Source organism: Cellulomonas sp. P2_F12 (assembly GCF_056403775.1).
The window spans coordinates 125087-142672 of sequence record NZ_JBFUEV010000003.1; the positions used below are offsets into that span (position 1 = coordinate 125087).

The 17586-nt window shown below is 72.2% G+C and carries 20 protein-coding genes; 11 read left to right on the forward strand and 9 right to left on the reverse strand.

Features of this window, described 5'->3' with window-relative positions:
* Nucleotides 1-42 precede the first annotated feature (42 nt).
* From AC1DWH_RS08610 to AC1DWH_RS08625, 4 genes are all read left to right on the forward strand, one after another.
* Entirely contained in the window at nt 43-819 is a 777-nt protein-coding gene (locus tag AC1DWH_RS08610) for a glycoside hydrolase family 16 protein (RefSeq protein WP_477093331.1), read from the forward strand.
* A 325-nt stretch (nt 820-1144) separates the two neighbouring features.
* The gene (locus AC1DWH_RS08615) at nt 1145-2671 is read left to right on the forward strand and encodes an HNH endonuclease signature motif containing protein (protein WP_477093332.1); all 1527 of its coding nucleotides are present in this window, start codon (nt 1145-1147) and stop codon (nt 2669-2671) included.
* Nucleotides 2672-2720: 49 nt separating this feature from the next.
* A complete protein-coding gene (locus tag AC1DWH_RS08620) occupies nt 2721-3533 on the forward strand; it encodes an alpha/beta fold hydrolase (RefSeq protein ID WP_477093333.1) in 813 nt (270 codons plus the stop codon).
* A complete protein-coding gene (locus AC1DWH_RS08625) occupies nt 3514-4656 on the forward strand; it encodes a PP2C family protein-serine/threonine phosphatase (protein ID WP_477093334.1) in 1143 nt (380 codons plus the stop codon). The genes AC1DWH_RS08620 and AC1DWH_RS08625 overlap by 20 nt, the downstream gene beginning before the upstream one ends.
* Nucleotides 4657-4751: 95 nt before the next feature.
* Here the strand turns inward: AC1DWH_RS08625 and AC1DWH_RS08630 are convergent, their stop codons facing one another.
* Entirely contained in the window at nt 4752-5684 is a 933-nt protein-coding gene (locus tag AC1DWH_RS08630) for a hypothetical protein (RefSeq protein WP_477093335.1), read from the reverse strand.
* 200 nt (nt 5685-5884) lie between these two features.
* On the opposite strand from AC1DWH_RS08630, the gene AC1DWH_RS08635 reads away from it, so the two are divergent.
* Nucleotides 5885-6193, forward strand: coding sequence for a hypothetical protein (locus AC1DWH_RS08635; RefSeq protein ID WP_477093336.1), 309 nt, complete (start codon nt 5885-5887; stop codon nt 6191-6193).
* A gap of 72 nt (nt 6194-6265) precedes the next feature.
* On the opposite strand, the gene AC1DWH_RS08640 is transcribed toward AC1DWH_RS08635, so the two are convergent.
* From AC1DWH_RS08640 to AC1DWH_RS08660, 5 genes are all read right to left on the reverse strand, one after another.
* Nucleotides 6266-7555 (reverse strand): glycoside hydrolase family 6 protein, encoded by a 1290-nt coding sequence (locus AC1DWH_RS08640; protein WP_477093337.1) that lies wholly within the window; start codon nt 7553-7555, stop codon nt 6266-6268.
* A 178-nt stretch (nt 7556-7733) separates the two neighbouring features.
* On the reverse strand, nt 7734-8729 hold the full coding sequence (dhaK, locus tag AC1DWH_RS08645; protein WP_456845340.1) for a dihydroxyacetone kinase subunit DhaK: 996 nt from the start codon (nt 8727-8729) through the stop codon (nt 7734-7736).
* Nucleotides 8730-8800: 71 nt separating this feature from the next.
* Nucleotides 8801-9421 (reverse strand): dihydroxyacetone kinase subunit DhaL, encoded by a 621-nt coding sequence (gene dhaL / locus AC1DWH_RS08650; protein ID WP_477093338.1) that lies wholly within the window; start codon nt 9419-9421, stop codon nt 8801-8803.
* Nucleotides 9422-9437: 16 nt separating this feature from the next.
* On the reverse strand, nt 9438-10214 hold the full coding sequence (locus AC1DWH_RS08655) for an HAD-IA family hydrolase (RefSeq protein ID WP_477093339.1): 777 nt from the start codon (nt 10212-10214) through the stop codon (nt 9438-9440).
* Nucleotides 10211-11071: a class II fructose-bisphosphate aldolase gene (locus tag AC1DWH_RS08660; protein ID WP_477093340.1), complete on the reverse strand. Its 861-nt coding sequence runs from the start codon at nt 11069-11071 to the stop codon at nt 10211-10213. Before AC1DWH_RS08660 ends, AC1DWH_RS08655 begins: the two co-directional genes overlap by 4 nt.
* A 154-nt stretch (nt 11072-11225) precedes the next feature.
* On the opposite strand from AC1DWH_RS08660, the gene AC1DWH_RS08665 reads away from it, so the two are divergent.
* Nucleotides 11226-11960, forward strand: a complete 735-nt coding sequence (locus tag AC1DWH_RS08665; protein WP_477093341.1) for a GntR family transcriptional regulator — start codon at nt 11226-11228, stop codon at nt 11958-11960.
* Between the two features lies 1 nt (nt 11961).
* Here AC1DWH_RS08665 and AC1DWH_RS08670 read toward each other — a convergent pair whose 3' ends face one another.
* Together AC1DWH_RS08670 and AC1DWH_RS08675 are read right to left on the reverse strand one after the other, a co-directional pair.
* Nucleotides 11962-13272, reverse strand: coding sequence for an NYN domain-containing protein (locus AC1DWH_RS08670; RefSeq protein ID WP_477093342.1), 1311 nt, complete (start codon nt 13270-13272; stop codon nt 11962-11964).
* Nucleotides 13273-13317: 45 nt separating this feature from the next.
* On the reverse strand, nt 13318-14037 hold the full coding sequence (locus AC1DWH_RS08675) for a Clp protease N-terminal domain-containing protein (RefSeq protein ID WP_477093343.1): 720 nt from the start codon (nt 14035-14037) through the stop codon (nt 13318-13320).
* A gap of 62 nt (nt 14038-14099) precedes the next feature.
* Between AC1DWH_RS08675 and AC1DWH_RS08680 the strand changes: the two genes are divergently transcribed.
* Both AC1DWH_RS08680 and AC1DWH_RS08685 read left to right on the forward strand, forming a co-directional pair.
* Complete coding sequence (locus AC1DWH_RS08680; RefSeq protein ID WP_477093344.1) at nt 14100-14423, forward strand: cupin domain-containing protein; 324 nt, start codon at nt 14100-14102, stop codon at nt 14421-14423.
* On the forward strand, nt 14420-14689 hold the full coding sequence (locus tag AC1DWH_RS08685; protein WP_477093345.1) for an acylphosphatase: 270 nt from the start codon (nt 14420-14422) through the stop codon (nt 14687-14689). Before AC1DWH_RS08680 ends, AC1DWH_RS08685 begins: the two co-directional genes overlap by 4 nt.
* Nucleotides 14690-14703: 14 nt before the next feature.
* Here the strand turns inward: AC1DWH_RS08685 and AC1DWH_RS08690 are convergent, their stop codons facing one another.
* Nucleotides 14704-15387, reverse strand: a complete 684-nt coding sequence (locus AC1DWH_RS08690; RefSeq protein WP_477093346.1) for a hypothetical protein — start codon at nt 15385-15387, stop codon at nt 14704-14706.
* Between the two features lie 54 nt (nt 15388-15441).
* Between AC1DWH_RS08690 and AC1DWH_RS08695 the strand changes: the two genes are divergently transcribed.
* The 3 genes from AC1DWH_RS08695 to AC1DWH_RS08705 all read left to right on the forward strand — a co-directional run bounded on the left by AC1DWH_RS08695 (nt 15442) and on the right by AC1DWH_RS08705 (nt 17584).
* Nucleotides 15442-15960, forward strand: coding sequence for an RDD family protein (locus AC1DWH_RS08695; protein ID WP_477093347.1), 519 nt, complete (start codon nt 15442-15444; stop codon nt 15958-15960).
* Between the two features lie 26 nt (nt 15961-15986).
* Nucleotides 15987-16577, forward strand: a complete 591-nt coding sequence (locus AC1DWH_RS08700; RefSeq protein ID WP_477093348.1) for a carboxymuconolactone decarboxylase family protein — start codon at nt 15987-15989, stop codon at nt 16575-16577.
* Nucleotides 16578-16642: 65 nt separating this feature from the next.
* Nucleotides 16643-17584: a phosphodiester glycosidase family protein gene (locus tag AC1DWH_RS08705; protein WP_477093349.1), complete on the forward strand. Its 942-nt coding sequence runs from the start codon at nt 16643-16645 to the stop codon at nt 17582-17584.
* The last annotated feature ends 2 nt before the right edge of the window (nt 17585-17586 follow it).

Consider the following 17586-nt stretch of genomic DNA (forward strand, 5'->3'; position numbering starts at 1 on the left):
CTGGGGCTGCCTTCTGCTCGGGGCTGTCGGAGACTGGGGTTCGTGACCGACCACCCCGACGGACTGGTCTTCGAGGACGACTTCGACGCTCCCGACCTCGATCCTGCCGTGTGGCTGCCGCACTACCTGCCGGCGTGGAGCTCTCGTGAGCTGACCGCCGCGTCGTACGAGCTGCGCGGCTCCTGCCTGCGCCTGTACATCCCGCCCGCGCAGGACCTTTGGTGTGCGGGCGACCACCTGCCGCCGACCCGTGTGTCCGGCATCCAGTCCGGGAACTGGTCCGGCCCCGTGGGCGGCACCCGCGGGCAGCAGCCGTACCGCGACGGGCTCGTCGTGCGCGAGGCGCAGGAGCCGTTCGCGGGCTGGACGCCGAGCGGTGGGCTCGTCGAGCTCCGCGCGCGAGCCGTGCTGTCACCCCGGTCGATGGCCGCGTTCTGGCTGGTCGGGCTCGAGGACTCGCCCGAGCGGAGCGGCGAGATCTGCGTGATGGAGGTGTTCGGCGACGCACTGCGGCCTGGGTCCGCCGAGGTCGGCGTGGGCCTGCACCCGTTCCGCGACCCCGCGCTCGTCGAGGACTGGGCCGCCGCGCGGCTGCCGCTCGACGTCGCGGCGTTCCACACCTACGCCGTCGACTGGAGCCCCGAGCGGGCCGAGTTCCTGGTCGACGGCGTCCTGGTGCGCAGCTGCGCGCGACCGCCCACGTACCCGATGCAGATGATGCTGGCGGTGTTCGACTTCCCGGAGCGGTCCGTGGGCGACGACGCCGACCTGGTGCCCGAGCTGGTCGTCGACAGCCTGCGGGGGTACGCCCGCGCTTGACCAGCGCCGCGGCTGCCCGGGGTTCGGGTCCGCGGTCAGGCGTGCGTGGACCTGTGGCGTCACCGCCTCACCGCCTCATTGCGTCGCCCCGTCGCCGCGTCACCCCCCGCGCCCCCTTGTCCTCGTCACGGCGTCACGGCGTCACGGCGTCACGGCGTCACGGGGTCACAGCGCCACGGCGTCACGTCGTCGCGCACCGCGAGCCGCCCACAGCCCGCGCGGCGAGCTGCCCATCCACAGCATCGCCCTTGGTCGCAGCCGATGTCAGTGGACATTCGTACACTTGTACGAGCGGTGAAGGCCATCGGCGAAGGAGGTAGCGGACATGACGGCTGTGCTCGAACCCGGCACGTCCGAGCTCGACGTCCCGTGGCCGTTCTGGGCCGACGCCGTGGCGTGGGAACCCTGCCCGTCGCACGAACCGCCCGACTGGTCCGAGCCCTACGTCCCCGACCCGCTGCCCGAGTTCACCTACCGCGTAGTGGACCCGTTCGTCGACGGGCCCGCGTACCCGAGCGACGCCGTGCGTATGTTGCCGTCGTTCCCGGTGGCCGGGCCCCGGCTCTCGGTGTCGGCGCTCGCGGGAACCCTCGAGTCGGTCGACCCCGCCGACCTGCCGGGTGCACACCTGGTCAACGCGATCATGGGCTGGGAGCAGACGATCGCCGCCGCGCAGGCGAGGCAGGCGGCGTTCGTGCGCGAGCTTGCCGCGCGGAGCGGTCCGGACGTCCTGCGGATCACCGGTGACGAGCTGGCCAGTGCCCTGGTGTGCACTCGGCAGGCAGCCGAGCGACTGGTCGTGCGGGCGCAGTCGGCCGCTGACTTCCCGTCGCTCTCCGATGCCTGGTCCGCCGGGCTGATCGGTACCCGCAAGGTCGACGTGATCCTCGACGAGGTCGCGGTGGCCGATCGCGCGTCGGCCGACGGCGTGGTGGTGAACGCGGTGGCCGCAGCCGACGGGATGACCGCGCCGCAGCTCGCCCGGCACGTGCGGGCGGCCGTGATCGGCGCGGACGACGAGGCGGCCCGGCGTCGCGCCGCCCGGGGGCGCGACGACCGGCGCGTCGAGCTGACGCCCGCGCTCGACTCGATGGCGTGGATCGGGGCGTACCTGCCGGCCGACCAGGCGCTCGCGGCGTTCACCACGGTGGACGCGCTCGCGGGCACCACACGCGTCGACGGCGACGAGCGCACCGCGGACCAGCGGCGGGCCGACGCGTTCGCGGACATCTTCCTGGGCATCCTCGACCGCCAGTCGACGCCCGACGGTCGGCCGCTCCCGACGCGGGGCGGCCGGCGCGTGTCGGTGCAGCTGACCGTCGCGGCGACCACGCTCCTCGGGCTCGACGACGATCCGGGCTACCTCGGCTCGTTCGGTCCCATCCCCGCGTCGATGGCGCGTGAGATCGCGCAGGACGGCACGTGGCGCCGGGTGCTGACCGACCCCGCGGGTCAGGTGTGCGAGGTCGGATCCGCGACCTATCGGCCGGGCGCCGACCTCACGCGCCTGGTCCAGGTGCGCGACCAGACCTGCACCTTCCCGGGCTGCCGGCAGCCTGCCGTGCGTTGCGATCTCGACCACCGCGAGCCCTACGACCACAGCCGGCCCGGTGACGGCCAGACCTGCGAGGCGAACCTGCACTGCCTGTGCCGGCACCACCACCAGGCCAAGACGGAGGGCCGCTGGAAGGTCACCTACGACCGGTCCTCCGGCATCTCCACGTGGACCAGCCCGCTCGGTCTCACGCGCGATCGACATCCACAGCCCGTCCTCGCGGCGGCGTCGTCCCAGCGCCACCGACCGCCGCTCCCTCCGCCACCGCCCCGCGACTGGGGCGACCCACCGTTCTGACGGCTCGTCGACGGCTCGATCGCGGCCCGCAGCGGCCTACTCTCGACCCATGGCCGTGCTCACCAGGAACAACGTCGTGCTCTCGGGCGTCCCGGGTGCGCCGGCGTTGGTGTTCGCGCACGGGTTCGGCTGCGACCAGAGCATGTGGCGGTTCGTCGCGCCCGCGTTCGAGGCAACGCACCGGGTGGTGCTGTTCGACCACGTGGGCGCGGGCGGCTCGGACCTCTCCGCGTACGACCCCGAGCGGTACGCCTCGCTCGACGGCTACGCGGACGACGTGGTGCAGCTCCTGGCCGAGCTCGACCTCGGACCGGCCGTGTTCGTCGGCCACTCCGTCAGCGCGATGATCGGCGCCCTCGCCTCGGTCCGGCGCCCGGAGCTCTTCGACCGGCTGGTGCTCGTGGGTCCCAGCCCGCGCTACGTCGACGACGACGGCTACCGGGGCGGTTTCACGGCCGTGGAGATCGACGAGCTGCTCGAGACCATGGACGACAACTACCTCGGCTGGTCTGCGTTCATCGCGCCGGTGATCATGGGCAACTCGGACCGGCCCGAGCTGGGCGACGAGCTGACCAACTCGTTCTGCCGCACGGACCCGGCGATCGCCAAGCGGTTCGCGCGGACCACGTTCCTGTCCGACAACCGCGCGGACCTGGCCTCGGTGACGACCCCGGCGCTGGTCCTGCAGTGCCGCGAGGACGTCATCGCGCCGCCGGCGGTCGGGCGCTACGTGCACGAGCACCTCGCGGACAGCGAGCTGGTCCTCCTCGACGCCGTCGGGCACTGCCCCAACCTCAGCGCGCCCGACCAGGTCGTCGCCGCGATCACCACCTACCTCGCCCATGCCGCCGTCCGGACGTAGCCACGCCTGGGACGTCGCACCCGTCGCCCTGCTGCGGCTCGACGGCGACGGCCTGATCGTCGACGCCAACCGGATGTTCCTCGACCTGGTCGGTCGCGAGGCGGGGACCCTCTTGGGCGCGACCCGGCTCAGCGAGCTGCTGTCGGTGGGCGGCCGGATCTACTGGGAGACCCACCTGTCCCCACTGCTGCACATGCAGGGTCGGATCGACGAGGTCGCGGTCGAGCTCCGCGGTCCGGGCGGGCGGGTGCCCGTCCTGATGTCGGCCTGCGTCTGGACCTCCGACGATGGCGCGACCCGCGGAGTGGACGTCGCGATGTCCCGCGCGACGGAGCGGTCCCGCTACGAGCGGGAGCTGCTCGCGGCCCGGGCAGCCGCCGACAGCGCCGCAGCGCAGGAGGCCCTGGTCGCCCACGAGCTGCAGCTCGCGCTGCTCACCACCGACCTGCCGACGGGGAGCCGGTTCTCGGTGACCTCGGAGTACCGGCCCGGTGTGCAGGCGCTCGAGGTCGGCGGCGACTGGTACGACGCGTTCGTGCTCGACGACGACGTGCTCGCGGTGGTCGTCGGCGACGTCGTCGGTCGTGGGCTGCGGGCCGCCACCGCGATGGGCCAGCTGCGCAGCGCGGTCCGTGCCATCGCCGGTCCCGGCGTCGGGCCCGCCGCGCTGCTCTCCCGGCTCGACCGCTTCGTCGAGCAGGCCGGCGTCGGGTTCATGGCGACGATCGCGTACGCCGAGGTCGAGCTGGGCACCGGCCGCGTCCGGTACGCGTGCGCCGGCCATCTGCCGCCGTTGCGGCTCTCGGCAACGGGCGCGCACGAGTTCCTCTGGGAGGGCCGCTCGACACCTCTCGGCATCGGCAGCCAACGGGTCGAGGCCGAGATCAGCCTCGACCCGCACGACCTGCTCGTGCTGTACACGGACGGCCTGGTCGAGCGGCGCGACCGCCCCCTGGGCGCGGGTCTCGACGTGCTCGCCGAGGCCGCGGCCACCCTCCTCGAGCCGTCGGGCTCGGTGACCTCGCTGGTCACGGACCTGCTGGCGCACGCGGGCGGGGAGCGCGACGACGTGTGCGTGCTGGTGGCCTCGTGGGCGGGTGCCGGCCGCACGCCGACGGCGTGATCCTCCCTGTCGTGGGAGTTGACGCCACGTAGTGTGGCTCTTCGGACTTCTGGTGGGGTGGCTCGCCCACGGCTGATCCCTGTTCGCGTTGCGATCTAGCCTTGCGACGCGTTCGGATCAGCGCCCCCCTCGTACACGTAGACGTCGATGTGGTCGCCCTTGAGCACCAATCGCGTGAGACTGTCGGTCCCCATGATGTCTGCGATGGTGTCGAGGCCGTTGAGGGAACACCCCTCGGCGGCGCGCCCCCCGTCGCTGATCGGTTGGCCGGCGACAGCCACAAGCAGGCAGGTCATGCCGTAGCGAGACTCTCCGCTCCAGACGTTGATGTCCCAGGGGTCGGGGCCGTAGAAGTCCTCGTAGCGCTTCAGCTCTCCGGGACTGATCCCTAGAGCGTCGAGTTTGCCCCCCGGATCGTGCGGCTGATCGGCGGCGGCACCGTCCGACTTCAGTGCGAGCATGTGATCCGGTGCGGGCACGTAGGACCCACCTCCCTGCCCACTACGGACCGGTGGCGTCTCCTCGGTCGCAGTCTCGGCCGGGATGGGAGTGGACTGATCAGCAAGCAGCTGCACCACCGACGCGGTGACGGCCACGTTGAGGGCGAGGGTCGCGATGGCGCCGGCGACGATCAACGAGCGGCGGCGCCACCACGGTACCGGCGGGGCTCGGTTGATCGCGTCTGAATCGGCGGTCGAGCCCTCGGCGGGGTCTTGCTCAATCACCGACGTTCCGGCACGCTCATGCGCGGCGAACACCCCGCCGACAGGCTGCGGGACCGACGTCGGAGCAGAACGCGACCCTTCGACGGTCTCGGCGACCGGGATGCGTTCCGGGATCGGAGCGGGGACCCCTGTGGCGGCATCGCCGACCGGAGTCGCCTGTCGACGTTGGGCGGCCTCCAGTTCGGCGAGCCGAGCCTGAGCCGCCTCATCCCCCGCAATGTCAGCATCCGGTCCGAAAGCGCGTCGTCGCAGGCGCGCCAGCTCGTCCGCTTGTTCGGACTCGACCCCCCGCGGGGCATCCATACCCTCATTGTCCCCCCGCGCACGACATGGGGCGAGGGGTGACCGGACGTCGCGAAAGCTGGAGGTCACTGGCTCTTCGGACTTCTGGTGGGGGTGGCGGCGCGCCGGTGAGCCGGGTGCCCGGATGATGTGGTCGGCTACCGCGCGAACGTGGTGTTCTCGATGATTCGGACTACGACCAAGCACCGCGGGAAGTCGTCGTGGGCGTGACGGCCTCGACGCGTTCGTACTCGTGGCGGCTCGGACGGCAGCAGCGCTACTCGTGGCGGGTGGCCGTCATCGTCGACGAGCTGACCGGCCTCCTCCAGCGGACCGGCAGACTGTCTCAGCTCGCGCGGCCGGATCTGCTGGATCGCGTGGCCTCCGAGGTGGCGCCGACAGCGCCGGCTCGTGCGAGAGCATTGGTGCGCACGGATCTTCTGGCCCTGGAGCGCTTCATCGGAGGCCGCCGGGCGTATGAGCGTCACCTGTCCGCGATCATCGAGGATGCTCCTGTGCCCCACGAGTGACGCACGGGGGCCCTCCCGCTCAGAGGTTCCGGTCGGGACGAGGCGTCCCTCGCCCCGACCGGAACGGTCGGGCTACAGCCCCGGGTTCGCGTTGTGCACGAGCTCGAGCGCCATCTGCGGGAACCAGTCGCCGGCGGCCGGGTCGGCGTAGCCGCGCACCGGGTCGATACCTCCGGCGGGGGCCCAGCGCGTGCACTGGCCGTCGGACTCGCCGGGGATCTTCACCCAGAGGTAGGCGTCCACGTACGGGCTGCCGGTGGTGAGCGTCGGCTTGAGTCCGAGGCCGCGTCCGGGCGGGTTGCACCAGACCTGCGGGTCACCGGCGGGGCTGCCGGCGGGTGCGGTCCACGGGCCCTGACCGTTGCGGCTGGTGTCGATCACGGCGTGCGTCAGGACGTCGGGCCCGCTGGGCGGGTTGGGGCCGTTGGTGACGTTCTCCGTGTACCAGGCGTCGGTCAGGGTCCAGGTGCTGAAGTCGGCGGGATCGGCCGGGTAGTACTGCGAGTTGCAGTAGTCGAAGTGGCCGATGCGCCAGCCGCCCTCGGCCGGGTTGGTGCCGTACCAGAGGCACTGCGAGATCCAGGAGGCGAACTTCACCTGGCGCTCGGACGTCTCGTAGTTGGACACGTTGAGGAAGAAGCCGTCCGCCTTCTCGACGCCCGCCTTGTGCAGCCGGTCGGCGATGTCGCCGACGCCGAGCCAGCCGGAGTGCGTGCCATCGAGGTAGACGGAGGTGTTCGGCAGGGCGGTGAGCCGGTCGACCGCGCCGTTGACCTGAGCGAAGCGGTCCGAGGCCGCGGTCGCCGAGTTCAGCTCGGCGGGCTGGCACCATTCCTTCGCGCCGTTGATCGAGGTGTACCAGGGGATGATCCCGAGGCCGTCGGGCTCGAGCAGCACGATGGCCTGCCCGTCGCCGACGCCGGCCGAGAACCCGTCGATCCACGCCAGGTACGCCGCCGTGTCCGCCGCGCCGCCCGCGGAGTACTGCGCGCAGTCGCGGAACGGCAGGTTGTACGCAACCAGCACGGGGACCGAGTGCGTGATCCTGGCTTGGAGCATCGTCTTCTGGACGGCCTTCTTCACGTCCTTGGGCGTTCCCGACGTGAACCAGACCGCCTGCGGCGTCGCGGCCATCTTCGTGAGCGCTGCCGCGTCGGACCACTCGTGCGCCTTCACCAGCTGCTTGATCTGCTGGACGGCGCCGGTGTCCGGCGGGGGAGTGAAGAGGCGCGTCGCCGGGGGCGGGGTGTGGTGGCCGCGCCCGTCGTGCGCGGCGGCAGGGGCCGCGACGGCGAGTGAGAGCGCTACCACACTGACGGCAGCAAGCAGCATCGAGCGGGTGCGGGGCAGGGGTCTGGACACGGAGTCTCCTACGTCGTTGTCGGATGACCGTTCTCTTTGGGCGGCCTGAGCCGTCCCGCAGAGCATGACAATCCGGACGCACGAGCACAAGGTGTACCGGTAAGGAAAGAACGACGGACCAAGCAGGGTGCCACGCGCGGCGGACGGACAGAGGCCCGCCGCGCGTGACCGCCGAGGCTCAGAACACCCGGTTGGCGATCTCCGCCGGCGCCAGCAGCAGCTCCTTGATCTCGTCGTCGAGCTGGACCAGCGTGAGGGACGCGCCGGCCATGTCGAGCGAGGTGCAGTACTCGCCCACGTAGCTGCGCCCGACCGTGATGCCCTGCGCGGCGAGCTTCTCGTGCGCCAGCCCGTACAGCAGGTAGAGCTCGCTGATCGGGGTGCCGCCCAGGCCGTTGATCATGAGCGCGACCTCGTCGCCGGACGAGTACGGCAGGTCGGGGACGACCGCACCGAGCAGCTCGTCGACGATCTCGTCGGCACTGACCAGCTTGGCGCGACGGCGGCCGGGCTCGCCGTGGATGCCGACGCCGATCTCCATCTCGTCGTCGCCGAGCTCGAAGAGCGGGGACCCCTTGGCGGGCGGCGTGCACGCGGTCAGGGCGATGCCCATGGTCCGCGTGACGGAGTTGACCTTCTCGCCGATGCGGACCAGCTCCTCCAGCGAGGCGCCGGCCTCGGACGCGGCACCGACGGCCTTCATCACGAAGAAGTTCCCCGCGACCCCGCGTCGGCCGACCGTCCAGGTGGAGTCCTTGACGGCGACGTCGTCGTTGATGAACAGGGTCTTCACGTTGAGGCCCTCGGCCTCGGCCAGCTCGGCGGCCATCTCGAACGCCATCTTGTCGCCGGTGTAGTTGTTCACCAGCAGCAGCACGCCCTTGTCGGAGGCCAGCAGCTTCGCCGTCTCCAGCACGTACTCCATGGGCGGCGCGGCGAACACGTCCCCGGGACAGGCCCCGTCCAGCATCCCCTTGCCGACGACCATGACGTGCGCCGGCTCGTGACCGGACCCGGACCCCTGGATGATCGAGACCTTGTCGTGGTTCGGGGCGTCGGCCCGCATGATCAGGTTGTACTCGGGGACGTAGCGCAGGGTGTCGGGGTTGGCCAGCGCGATGCCCTTGAGCATCTCGGGGACGAAGTTCTTGGGGTCGTTGACGAACTTCTTCACAGTCGTTCCTCCACATCGTCGTGTTCTTCAGACCTGCCGCCGCGCCGCCCCCGGAGCGCGGACGTTGTGTGTCACCAGGTGTCGGCGACCTGCTCCGCCAGCACCGCGATCGCGATCGCGCCGGGGTCGACGGAGCCGATGGAGCGCTCGCCCGTGTACGAGGCGCGTCCGCGGCGGGCCTGCATCGGCTTGGTCGCCTCCGCCGCGTCGCGCGCGGTCACGGCGGCCGCGCGCGCGATGTCGGCCGCCGACGAGCCCGCGGCGAGCTCCTTCTCGATCGTGTCGGTCATCGGCGCGAGCGCGTCGAGCAGCGTCTTCTCGCCCAGGTCGGCGCCGCCGCGCGCCTTGATGCCCTCGATGGCTGCCCGCAGCATGAGCACGACGTCGTCGCCCGTGACCTCCTGCTTGCCCTTGACCTGGCCCGCCGCACGCAGGAACGCGGTTCCCCAGATGGGTCCCGACGTCCCGCCGATCCGGCCGGTCATGACGATGGCGACCTTCTGCAGGAACGTGCCGGTGTCGGTGCGGTCGAACGTGTCCCACTGGGCGTCCACGTTCTCGAACCCGCGCGCGAGCGAGAACCCGAAGTCCCCGTCGCCGACGACGGAGTCCAGGTCGCCGAAGTACTTCTCGTTCTCGATGCAGGTCTGGGCGATGGTGCGGACGACGGACTCGACGCGGGCATCGGACACGGTTGTTCGCTCTCTCTCAGGGGGTGGTCAGGAGGTGCTCGACGTGGGCCAGCTCGACCTGCCCGTCGATGGTGAGTCCGTGCGGGTTGGCCAGGACGGTCGCGGGGTCGTCCGGGAGGTCGCCCAGCGAGCTCACGACGAGAGACGCCCCGGTGAAGTCCTCGTCGGCGGTGTAGCTGCTCACCGTCACGATCGTGCGCAGCCCGGCGCCGAGCGCCGCCCGCAGGCCGTTGGCGCTGTCCTCGACGACGACGACGTCGGCCGGCCCGAGGCCCATCTCGCGCAGCGCGAGCAGGTAGATGTCCGGCGCCGGCTTCTTGGCGGGCACGACGTCCCCTGCGAAGACGGCGAACTGCGCGGCCAGGTCGGCGCCGACGGCGTGCTCGAGCACGGCCCGCACGCTCGCCTCGGCCGACGTCGACGCGACGGCCAGCCGCCAGCCGGCCTCGTGGGCCGCTGCGACGATCCGCGCGATCCCCGGCCGCCCCGGCATCACGCCGTCGGCCACCATCTCCGTGTAGTAGGCGGTCTTGGCCTTGTGCCAGCGGGCGACGAGCTCCTTCTGCTCGTCGGGGTCCGTCGGCAGGTGGGCGGTCTCGACGAACAGCGGCGTGAACACCGTCGCCAGGCGCTCCTTGCCGCCGCCGATCGCGAGGAGCTGGCCGTACTCCTCCTCGCTCCAGTGGATCGGCAGACCGGCCTCGGCGAACGTCCGGTTGAACGCCGGCAGGTGGCCGTCGCGCTCGGTGTCGGCCAGCACGCCGTCGCAGTCGAAGACGAGGGCGGGGCTCATGACGCCGCCTTCCCCGCCGCGCCGAACTCCTCGATGTGCAGCGTGATCGCGGCCTGCACGGCGTCGGAGATGTCCCGGAACATCGACGGCGGGTCCCACTTGTCGCGGGCGCGCGCCTCCGCGAGGTGCTTCTCCGCCGACCGCATGTAGGCGACCTTCACGCCGGTCGAGATGTTGATCTTGGAGACGCCGGCCGCGATGAACGTCGCGAAGTCGTCGGGCGACAGTCCCGTCCCGCCGTGCAGCACGATCGAGCGGTCGGTGAGCGCGGCGAGCTCGCGGACCCGCTGCGGCAGCAGCACCGGCTGCGCCTTGTACTCGCCGTGTGCCGTGCCCAGCTGCGGGGCGAGCAGGTCGACGCCCGTCCGCTCGGCGACCGCCGCGAGGGTCTGGACGTCGTAGGAGTGCAGGGAGACGTCCGAGCCGATGCCGTCCTCGACGCCGATGATGTTCTCGAGCTCGGACTCGACGTCGACGCCCGCAGCGTGCGCCTCGGCAACCACCTCGGCGGTCTCCCGCTCGGCCGTCTCGAGGTCGCGGTTCGACGCGTCGAAGAGCACCGACTGCCACCCCGCGCGGACGACGTCGGAGATGACGGCGCGGTCGGGGCAGTGGTCGAGGTGCAGCGCGACGGGCACCGGGACGTCCGTGGCAGCCGAGCGGAACATGGTCGTGATCAGGTCGGTGCCGATCGAGCGCACCGTCTTGACGGAGATCTGGATGATCATCGGCGAGCTCGTGGCGACCGCGGCCGCGATCACGGCGCGCAGGCTCAGGTCGTCGAGGATGTTCACGGCCGGCACCGCGTACCCGTGCTCCCGTGCGGCCCGCGTCATCGCCAGCGTCGACGAGATCATGCTCAGCCCTCCCGGGGAGCGGCCCTGCGTGACCGGACGGACGTCAGCTGACGTCTCCCGGCCGACCAGGACCGCATCGTCCCGATCTGTCCGCAGTCTAGACAGGTCTACTCATGAACGACCAGACGGGCGAGATCCGTGGAACCCTGGGCCCATGACGGAGGTCCTGGAGCGGGAGTCGGCCGTGCCGCTCTACGCGCAGCTCGAGACGATCCTGCACGCACGGATCGCCAGCGGCGAGTGGGTGCCGGGGCAGCGGATCCCGTCCGAGAACGAGCTCAACCGGATGTTCGGCCTGAGTCGGATGACGGTCCGCGGGGTCCTCACCAAGCTCGTCGCCGACGGCCTGCTGGTCCGCGTGCCGGGCAAGGGCACCTACGTGGCGACGCCGAAGATCAACGCGATCTCGCCCGCCTACCGCGGCGTCCGCGAGCAGCTCGAGGGCCTCGGGTACGAGACGTCAACGCGGCTGGTGTCCCTGTCCCTCGAGACCCCGTCCCAGGGCGTGCGTGAGCGGCTCGCGCTGGCCGACGACGACCAGACCTACGTCGTCGTGCGCGTCCGGTCGGTCCAGGGCGAGCCCATCAGCCTGCACCGGTCGTACGTCCCCGCCCGGCTCGCGCCCGGGCTCGACGGGCACGACGTCGTCGCCAACCAGCTGTGCGTCGTGCTCGAGGAGCAGTACGGCCTGCCCATGAAGCACGTGCGCGAGGACCTCGAGGCCGTCGCCGTGAGCACCGCCGAGGCCAAGCACCTGGGCATGCGCCGCGGCGAGCCGGCCCTGCAGCTGCAGGACGTGATCTTCGACGCTCTCTCGCGGCCGTTCGAGTACTCGTCGATCGTGTTCCGCGGGGACCGGATGCGGCTGCGGTTCGACTACGACCGGTGACTCAGTCCTCCAGCAGCCCGCCGCCGACCCATGCGCCGATGGCCGCGACGTCGCCGGGGCTGAGCTGCATGCGGGCGCCGCGGCACAGGCCGACGACGTTCTCGGTCCACGCCAGTGCGAGGTCGCCCGCACCGGTCGTCGGCGTGAGCTCGAGGCCGGCGAAGATGATGCCGCCGATGACGAAGTTGACCGTCGAGCGGCCCACCTGAGCACCGGCCTTCTGGCAGGCGTCCCGGACACGCCTGGAGGTCTCGGCGCGGTCGAACGGGTGCGCCGCGAGGTCGGCGGCCAGCGCGGTCAGCAGCACGCGGTAGTTCGACTGGCTCAGGCCTGGGGTGTCGGTCACCGCGACGACCTGACGCTGCAGGGCGCTCGACGACGTGTCCGCGACCGCACCGGGCAGGTCGGCCTCGCCGAAGCGGTTGGCATCCCAGACGAAGCCCGGCGGCCGGGACGAGACGCCGACCTCGGGCACGTTCTTGGCCAGCCACGGCAGGAAGCCCCCGGCACCCGCCCACCGGGTCTCCGGCAGCGAGGGTTCCGTCTTCTGCGCCAGCTGCGCGATCGTGCCCAGGGGGACGGGCCGGTCCGCGGTCCGGACGCGCTGCAGGACCGCCTTGCGGGCGGGCGAGCTGGCCGGGGGCGCTTCGACGGCCTTCTTGGCGCGCGCCGGGGGCGCGGTCGCGGCGGGCGCGGCGTCGGCCGGCGGGACCTCGACCGCGACGGCGACTGTGCTCTCCACGGCCAGGGTCGACGCGGTCTGCGTGACCAGGTCCGCCAGCTCGTCGGCCGTGACGACTGCGTCGGCCACGGACCGGTAGGCGCTGGCGGCCGGGCTGGCGGTGATGATCGTGACGCGGCGGTCGGCGGCACGGCAGCGCAGAGCCAGGGGAGTGAAGTCGGCGTCGGCGGAGACGATGACGAACTCCTCGTACTGCGTCGGCGCGGCCAGGGCGTCGACGGCGTCGAGGACGAGGTTGATGTCGGCGCTGCTCTTGCCCTGCTGGGTCAGCGACGGGCAGTCGACCACCTGGAAGCCGGCGCGCGTGAAGTTGGGCCGGAACTGCGAGAACCTCGACGGGTTGAGGTAGCAGGCGCGGATGAGGAAGCGGCGCGTGAAGTCGCCCTCGGAGTCGCTGCCGGCCTCCAGCTCGCTCAGCCAGTGGGCGGGGTTCGTCGCGAACGCCTCGGCGGCCACGGGGTCCAGACGCTGCAGGCCGATGTAGACGTTGTCGAAGTCGACGAACAGGGCGGTCCGAAAGCGCCGAGCGGCGTCGGTCCGGTCGGCAGGGGTCACGCTCGAGGAGGTCACCCGAGCATCTTCCCTGCTGACGCGGACCGACGCGTACCGACGGGCCTACTCCGCGGCGTCGGCCTCGGGCCGCTCGGCCAGCAGGAACGCCTCGACGGCGGCCTTGTCCAGCCCGAGGATGGCGACCGGACCGGTCCCGCCGTCGGCCTCGAGGAGCGCGAGCAGGACGTGCCCGGTGTCGACGCTCTCGTCGTCCGAGCGCACGGCCTCGCGGAAGGTCAGCTCGAGCGCCTTCTTGGCAGCGGCGTCGAACGGCACGAGGGCGGGCACGGTGGAGGCCGCGGCGGGCAGCCCGGCGAGCAGGGTGGCGCGGGCGTCGGCCAGCGACGTGACCTGCGCGGCGACGGCCCGCGCGGCCAGGTCGTCCGGCGCGCCGATCAGGCCGAGGGCCAGGTGTGCCGGCGTGATCTCGGTGCCGCCCGCGGCGTGCGCCTCGTTCTGCGCCGCGACGACGACGTTGCGGGCCGCCTCGGTGTACCGGCCAAAGCCCTGGGCTGCGGACGGCTCGCCCGGGTCCTTGGCGACGAACCGCTTCTGGGCAGCCTGCTTGGTGACGCCCATGCTCGCGCCGATCTCGGTCCACGACGCCCCCGAGCGCCGGGCCTGGTCGACGAAGTGGCCGATCAGGTGGTCGGCGATGTCGCCCAGGCTCTGGGCGGTGAGCACGGCGGTGGAGAGCTGGTCGAGGACGGTCGGCTGGGTGGTGGTGATGGCGTCGATGAGGTCGTCGAGCCGGACGGGGTTCTGGAGGCGGGTCGTCGTCATGCGTCAACCCTAGGTTGACGACGGGGGATCGTCAACCCTAGGTTGACGGGCAGACTGGGGCCATGCACCTGCTGCCCGACGCCGGCGCCGCCGGTCCTAACGCGTACACCGAGCACCTGCGCGTCCCCGCGCTGAGCGTGGGCACCTACGTGCTGCGGGTCGGCGACGACGACGGGCAGCAGCCGCACACCGAGGACGAGGTCTACGTCGTCCTGCAGGGCCGAGCGCGGCTGTGGACCCCGGACCTGACCGCCGACGTCGGCCCGGGCACGGTCGCGTTCGTCCCGGCGCTCGAGCCGCACCGGTTCGTCGACGTCGTGGAGGACCTGCACGTCCTCGTCGTCTTCGGCCCGGCCGAGTACAGCAACGCGCAGGGGCCGCGATGATCCGCCACCGGGTCGTCGTCCACGGGTTCGTGCAGGGCGTCGGCTACCGCTGGTCCCTGTCCCGCGAGGCGCGGCGGCTCGGGGTGCAGGGCTGGGTGCGCAACCGCGCCGACGGGACCGTGGAGGCCGTGCTCGAGGGCGCCGACGAGGCCGTCGACGCCCTCGAGCAGTGGTGCCGTTCCGGACCCGGCGGCGCGGGCGTGTCCGGCGTCTACGTCACGAGCGAGGAACCCGAGGGGCTGACCGGGTTCGCGATCGAGCCGTAGCGGATCGCCCGTCGTCACCGCAGCCAGACGCGCAGGCGGCCGACGGGCTCGAATCCGACGCTGGTCGGCGGGACGACATCCGGCCCGGACTCGTAGCCGACCAGCGGGAACGGTCCGAGCTCGCGGCGGGCCATCGTCGTCAGCTCCGACCAGACGACCTCCGGCTCGATCCGCAGCGCGCGGACGTTCGAGACGCCGACGACGGTGTCGGCGCCGGCGCCCGACCGGTTGAGCGCCGCGACCGCGACGGGCCCCTCCGCGTCCTGCGCCATCAGCAGCCGCACCGCGGGGTCGTCGAGGACGGCAGGGGTGATCGCGGACGACCCGTGCGCGGCGAGCCACCCGGGGAGCGTCACCGCGTCGACCGTGCGCCACGCCAGGCTGAGGCTCGTCCGGGACCCGGCCGGACGGGTCAGCCACTGGGCCTCGAACAGCACCGACCAGCCGTGCGGCGCCAGGTCGAGGTCGGCGAACGAGTCCTTCACCGACGCGCCGGCCGAGTCGTCGATGGCGGCGAGCACCTCGGTCGCGGGCACGCCGGGCCGCAGCGTGACGGCGTCCGGGTAGGCGTCGGGGGAGCGGCGGGGCGTCGACCAGAGGCCCGGTCGGTACGTGGTCGGTGCGCCGGTCGCGCGGACCACGAGGTCGCACCAGGCGGCGTTGTTCGCGGCGGCGGCAGCAGTGGCGGGATCGGACACGGCCCCACTCTGCCCGCTACGGTGCTCGACGGGGCGCGGCGCACGGGGGGTGGCATGACGGGGATCGGGCACGCAGGACGTCGCGCGGTCGCGGCACTCATCGACGGTGCCGTGGTCGCCGTCCCCCTGGCGGCCGTCGCAGCGCTCAACCTGCTCGCGACTCGGCGCGGGGCTCCGCTGCCGCTCGCCGTGCGACGGCGTCCACGCGTGCTGGTGCCCCTGTTCGTCACCGTCCCCGCCGCGCTGCTGCTCGGGATCGCCGATGCCGGCGGCGGCACCCTGGGAACGCGTGCGCTCGGCCTGCGGGTCGCACCGATCGGCGGCGGTGAGCTCACTGTCCGCGCCGCCGTGCTGCGTCGCGCGCTGACGACGACGCTGCCGTGGGAGCTCGCCCACCAGGGGATCTGGTCGGCGCGCGACGAGCAGGCCGTGGCCGGTGCCCTGCTGCTGGGCTCGTCGTACGCGTGCCTGATCGGCCTTGCGGTGCAGGCCGCACGCGGGGACGGCCGGACGACGGCCGACCTGCTGGCCGGCACGATCATCCTCGACGTGCGCTCGCTCCCGGAGCCATGATCGACGGGACGCACACGGGAGGACGCATGAGCTGGATCCGCGAGGCGAGCGAGGACGACGACCCGACCGGTGAGGTGGCGGCCGCGTTCGACAAGGACCGCGCGACGCTGGGGCACGTCGCCAACTACACGCGCGTCTTCGCCCAGCGGCCCGCGGTGCTGCGCGCGTGGCAGGGACTGAACGGCGCGATCAAGGGCATGGACGCCCGGCGGTACGAGGTGGCGACCACCGCCGCCGCCCTCCGCCTGCGGTCCAGCTACTGCTCGCTCGCGCACGGCGCCGCGCTGGCCACGACGCACATGAGCGCCGACGCGGTCCGCGCGCTGGCGCTGGGCACGGACTCCGCCGAGCTGACCGAGGTCGACCTCGCGGTCGCGCGGCTGGCCGACAAGGTCGCCGCGGGCGCGGCGAACCTGCGGCCCGAGGACCTGGACGAGCTGCGCTCGCTGGGGTTCGCCGACGACGACGTGTTCGACGTCGTCCTCGCCGCGGCCGCCCGGTGCTTCTTCAGCACGGTCCTCGACTCGGTCGGGGCCGAGCCGGACGCGAAGTACGCGGGACTGGACGCGTCGATGCGGGACGCCCTGACGGTCGGGAGGCCGATCGCGTCGGCGTGAGCGCGCACAGTGGTCGCACAGCGTCCGCACGGAGCGCCGACAGACCCGCTGCCTAGACAAGGGGCATGAAGAAGCGCACCCCGATCCGCCGCACCGTCCTCGTCGGCACGCTGGCGCTCTCGTTGTCCGTGGTGGGCGCGGGCGCGTGGGCGCTCGACCGGTTCGTCATCGAGCACGTCGAGATCTCCGACGTCCAGGCGTACGAGGCCAGCCAGGGCGCGACGTCGAGCAGCACCACGGGCGACGACGACGCGGTCATCAGCTCGACCAGCTACGAGTCGTCGTCGGCCGGGATCTCGATCTCCACCGTCACCACCGGCACGGGCGACGACACGGTGACGTACTACGTCGCCGACGTCACGCTGACCGACGCCACGGCCCTGCGCTCGGCGTTCGCGCAGAACGAGTTCGGCCTGAACATCACGGAGGACACCTCCGACATCGCGACGGACAACGGCGCGGTGTTCGCGATCAACGGCGACTACTACGGGTTCCGCGACACCGGCATCGTCATCCGCAACGGCGTCGTCTACCGCGACGAGGGCGCGCGCGAGGGCCTCGCGTTCTACACGGACGGGCACGTCGAGGTCTACGACGAGACGGCCACGACGGCCGACGAGCTGGTCGCCGCCGGCGTCTGGAACACCCTCTCGTTCGGGCCCGCGCTCCTGGAGGGCGGGCAGGTGGTGTCCGGCATCGAGGACGTCGAGGTGGACACCAACGTCGGCAACCACTCGATCCAGGGTGAGCAGCCACGCACCGCCGTCGGCGTGATCGACGACAACCACCTCGTGTTCGTCGTGGTCGACGGCCGCAGCCCCGGGTACAGCAAGGGCGTGACCATGACCGGGCTGGCGGAGATCATGCAGGGCCTGGGGGCGCAGACGGCGTACAACATCGACGGCGGGGGCTCGTCGACCATGTACTTCGACGGCGCGGTCGTGAACAACCCGCTGGGCAAGGGCCAGGAGCGCGGCACCTCCGACATCCTGTACATCGCGGGTTGACG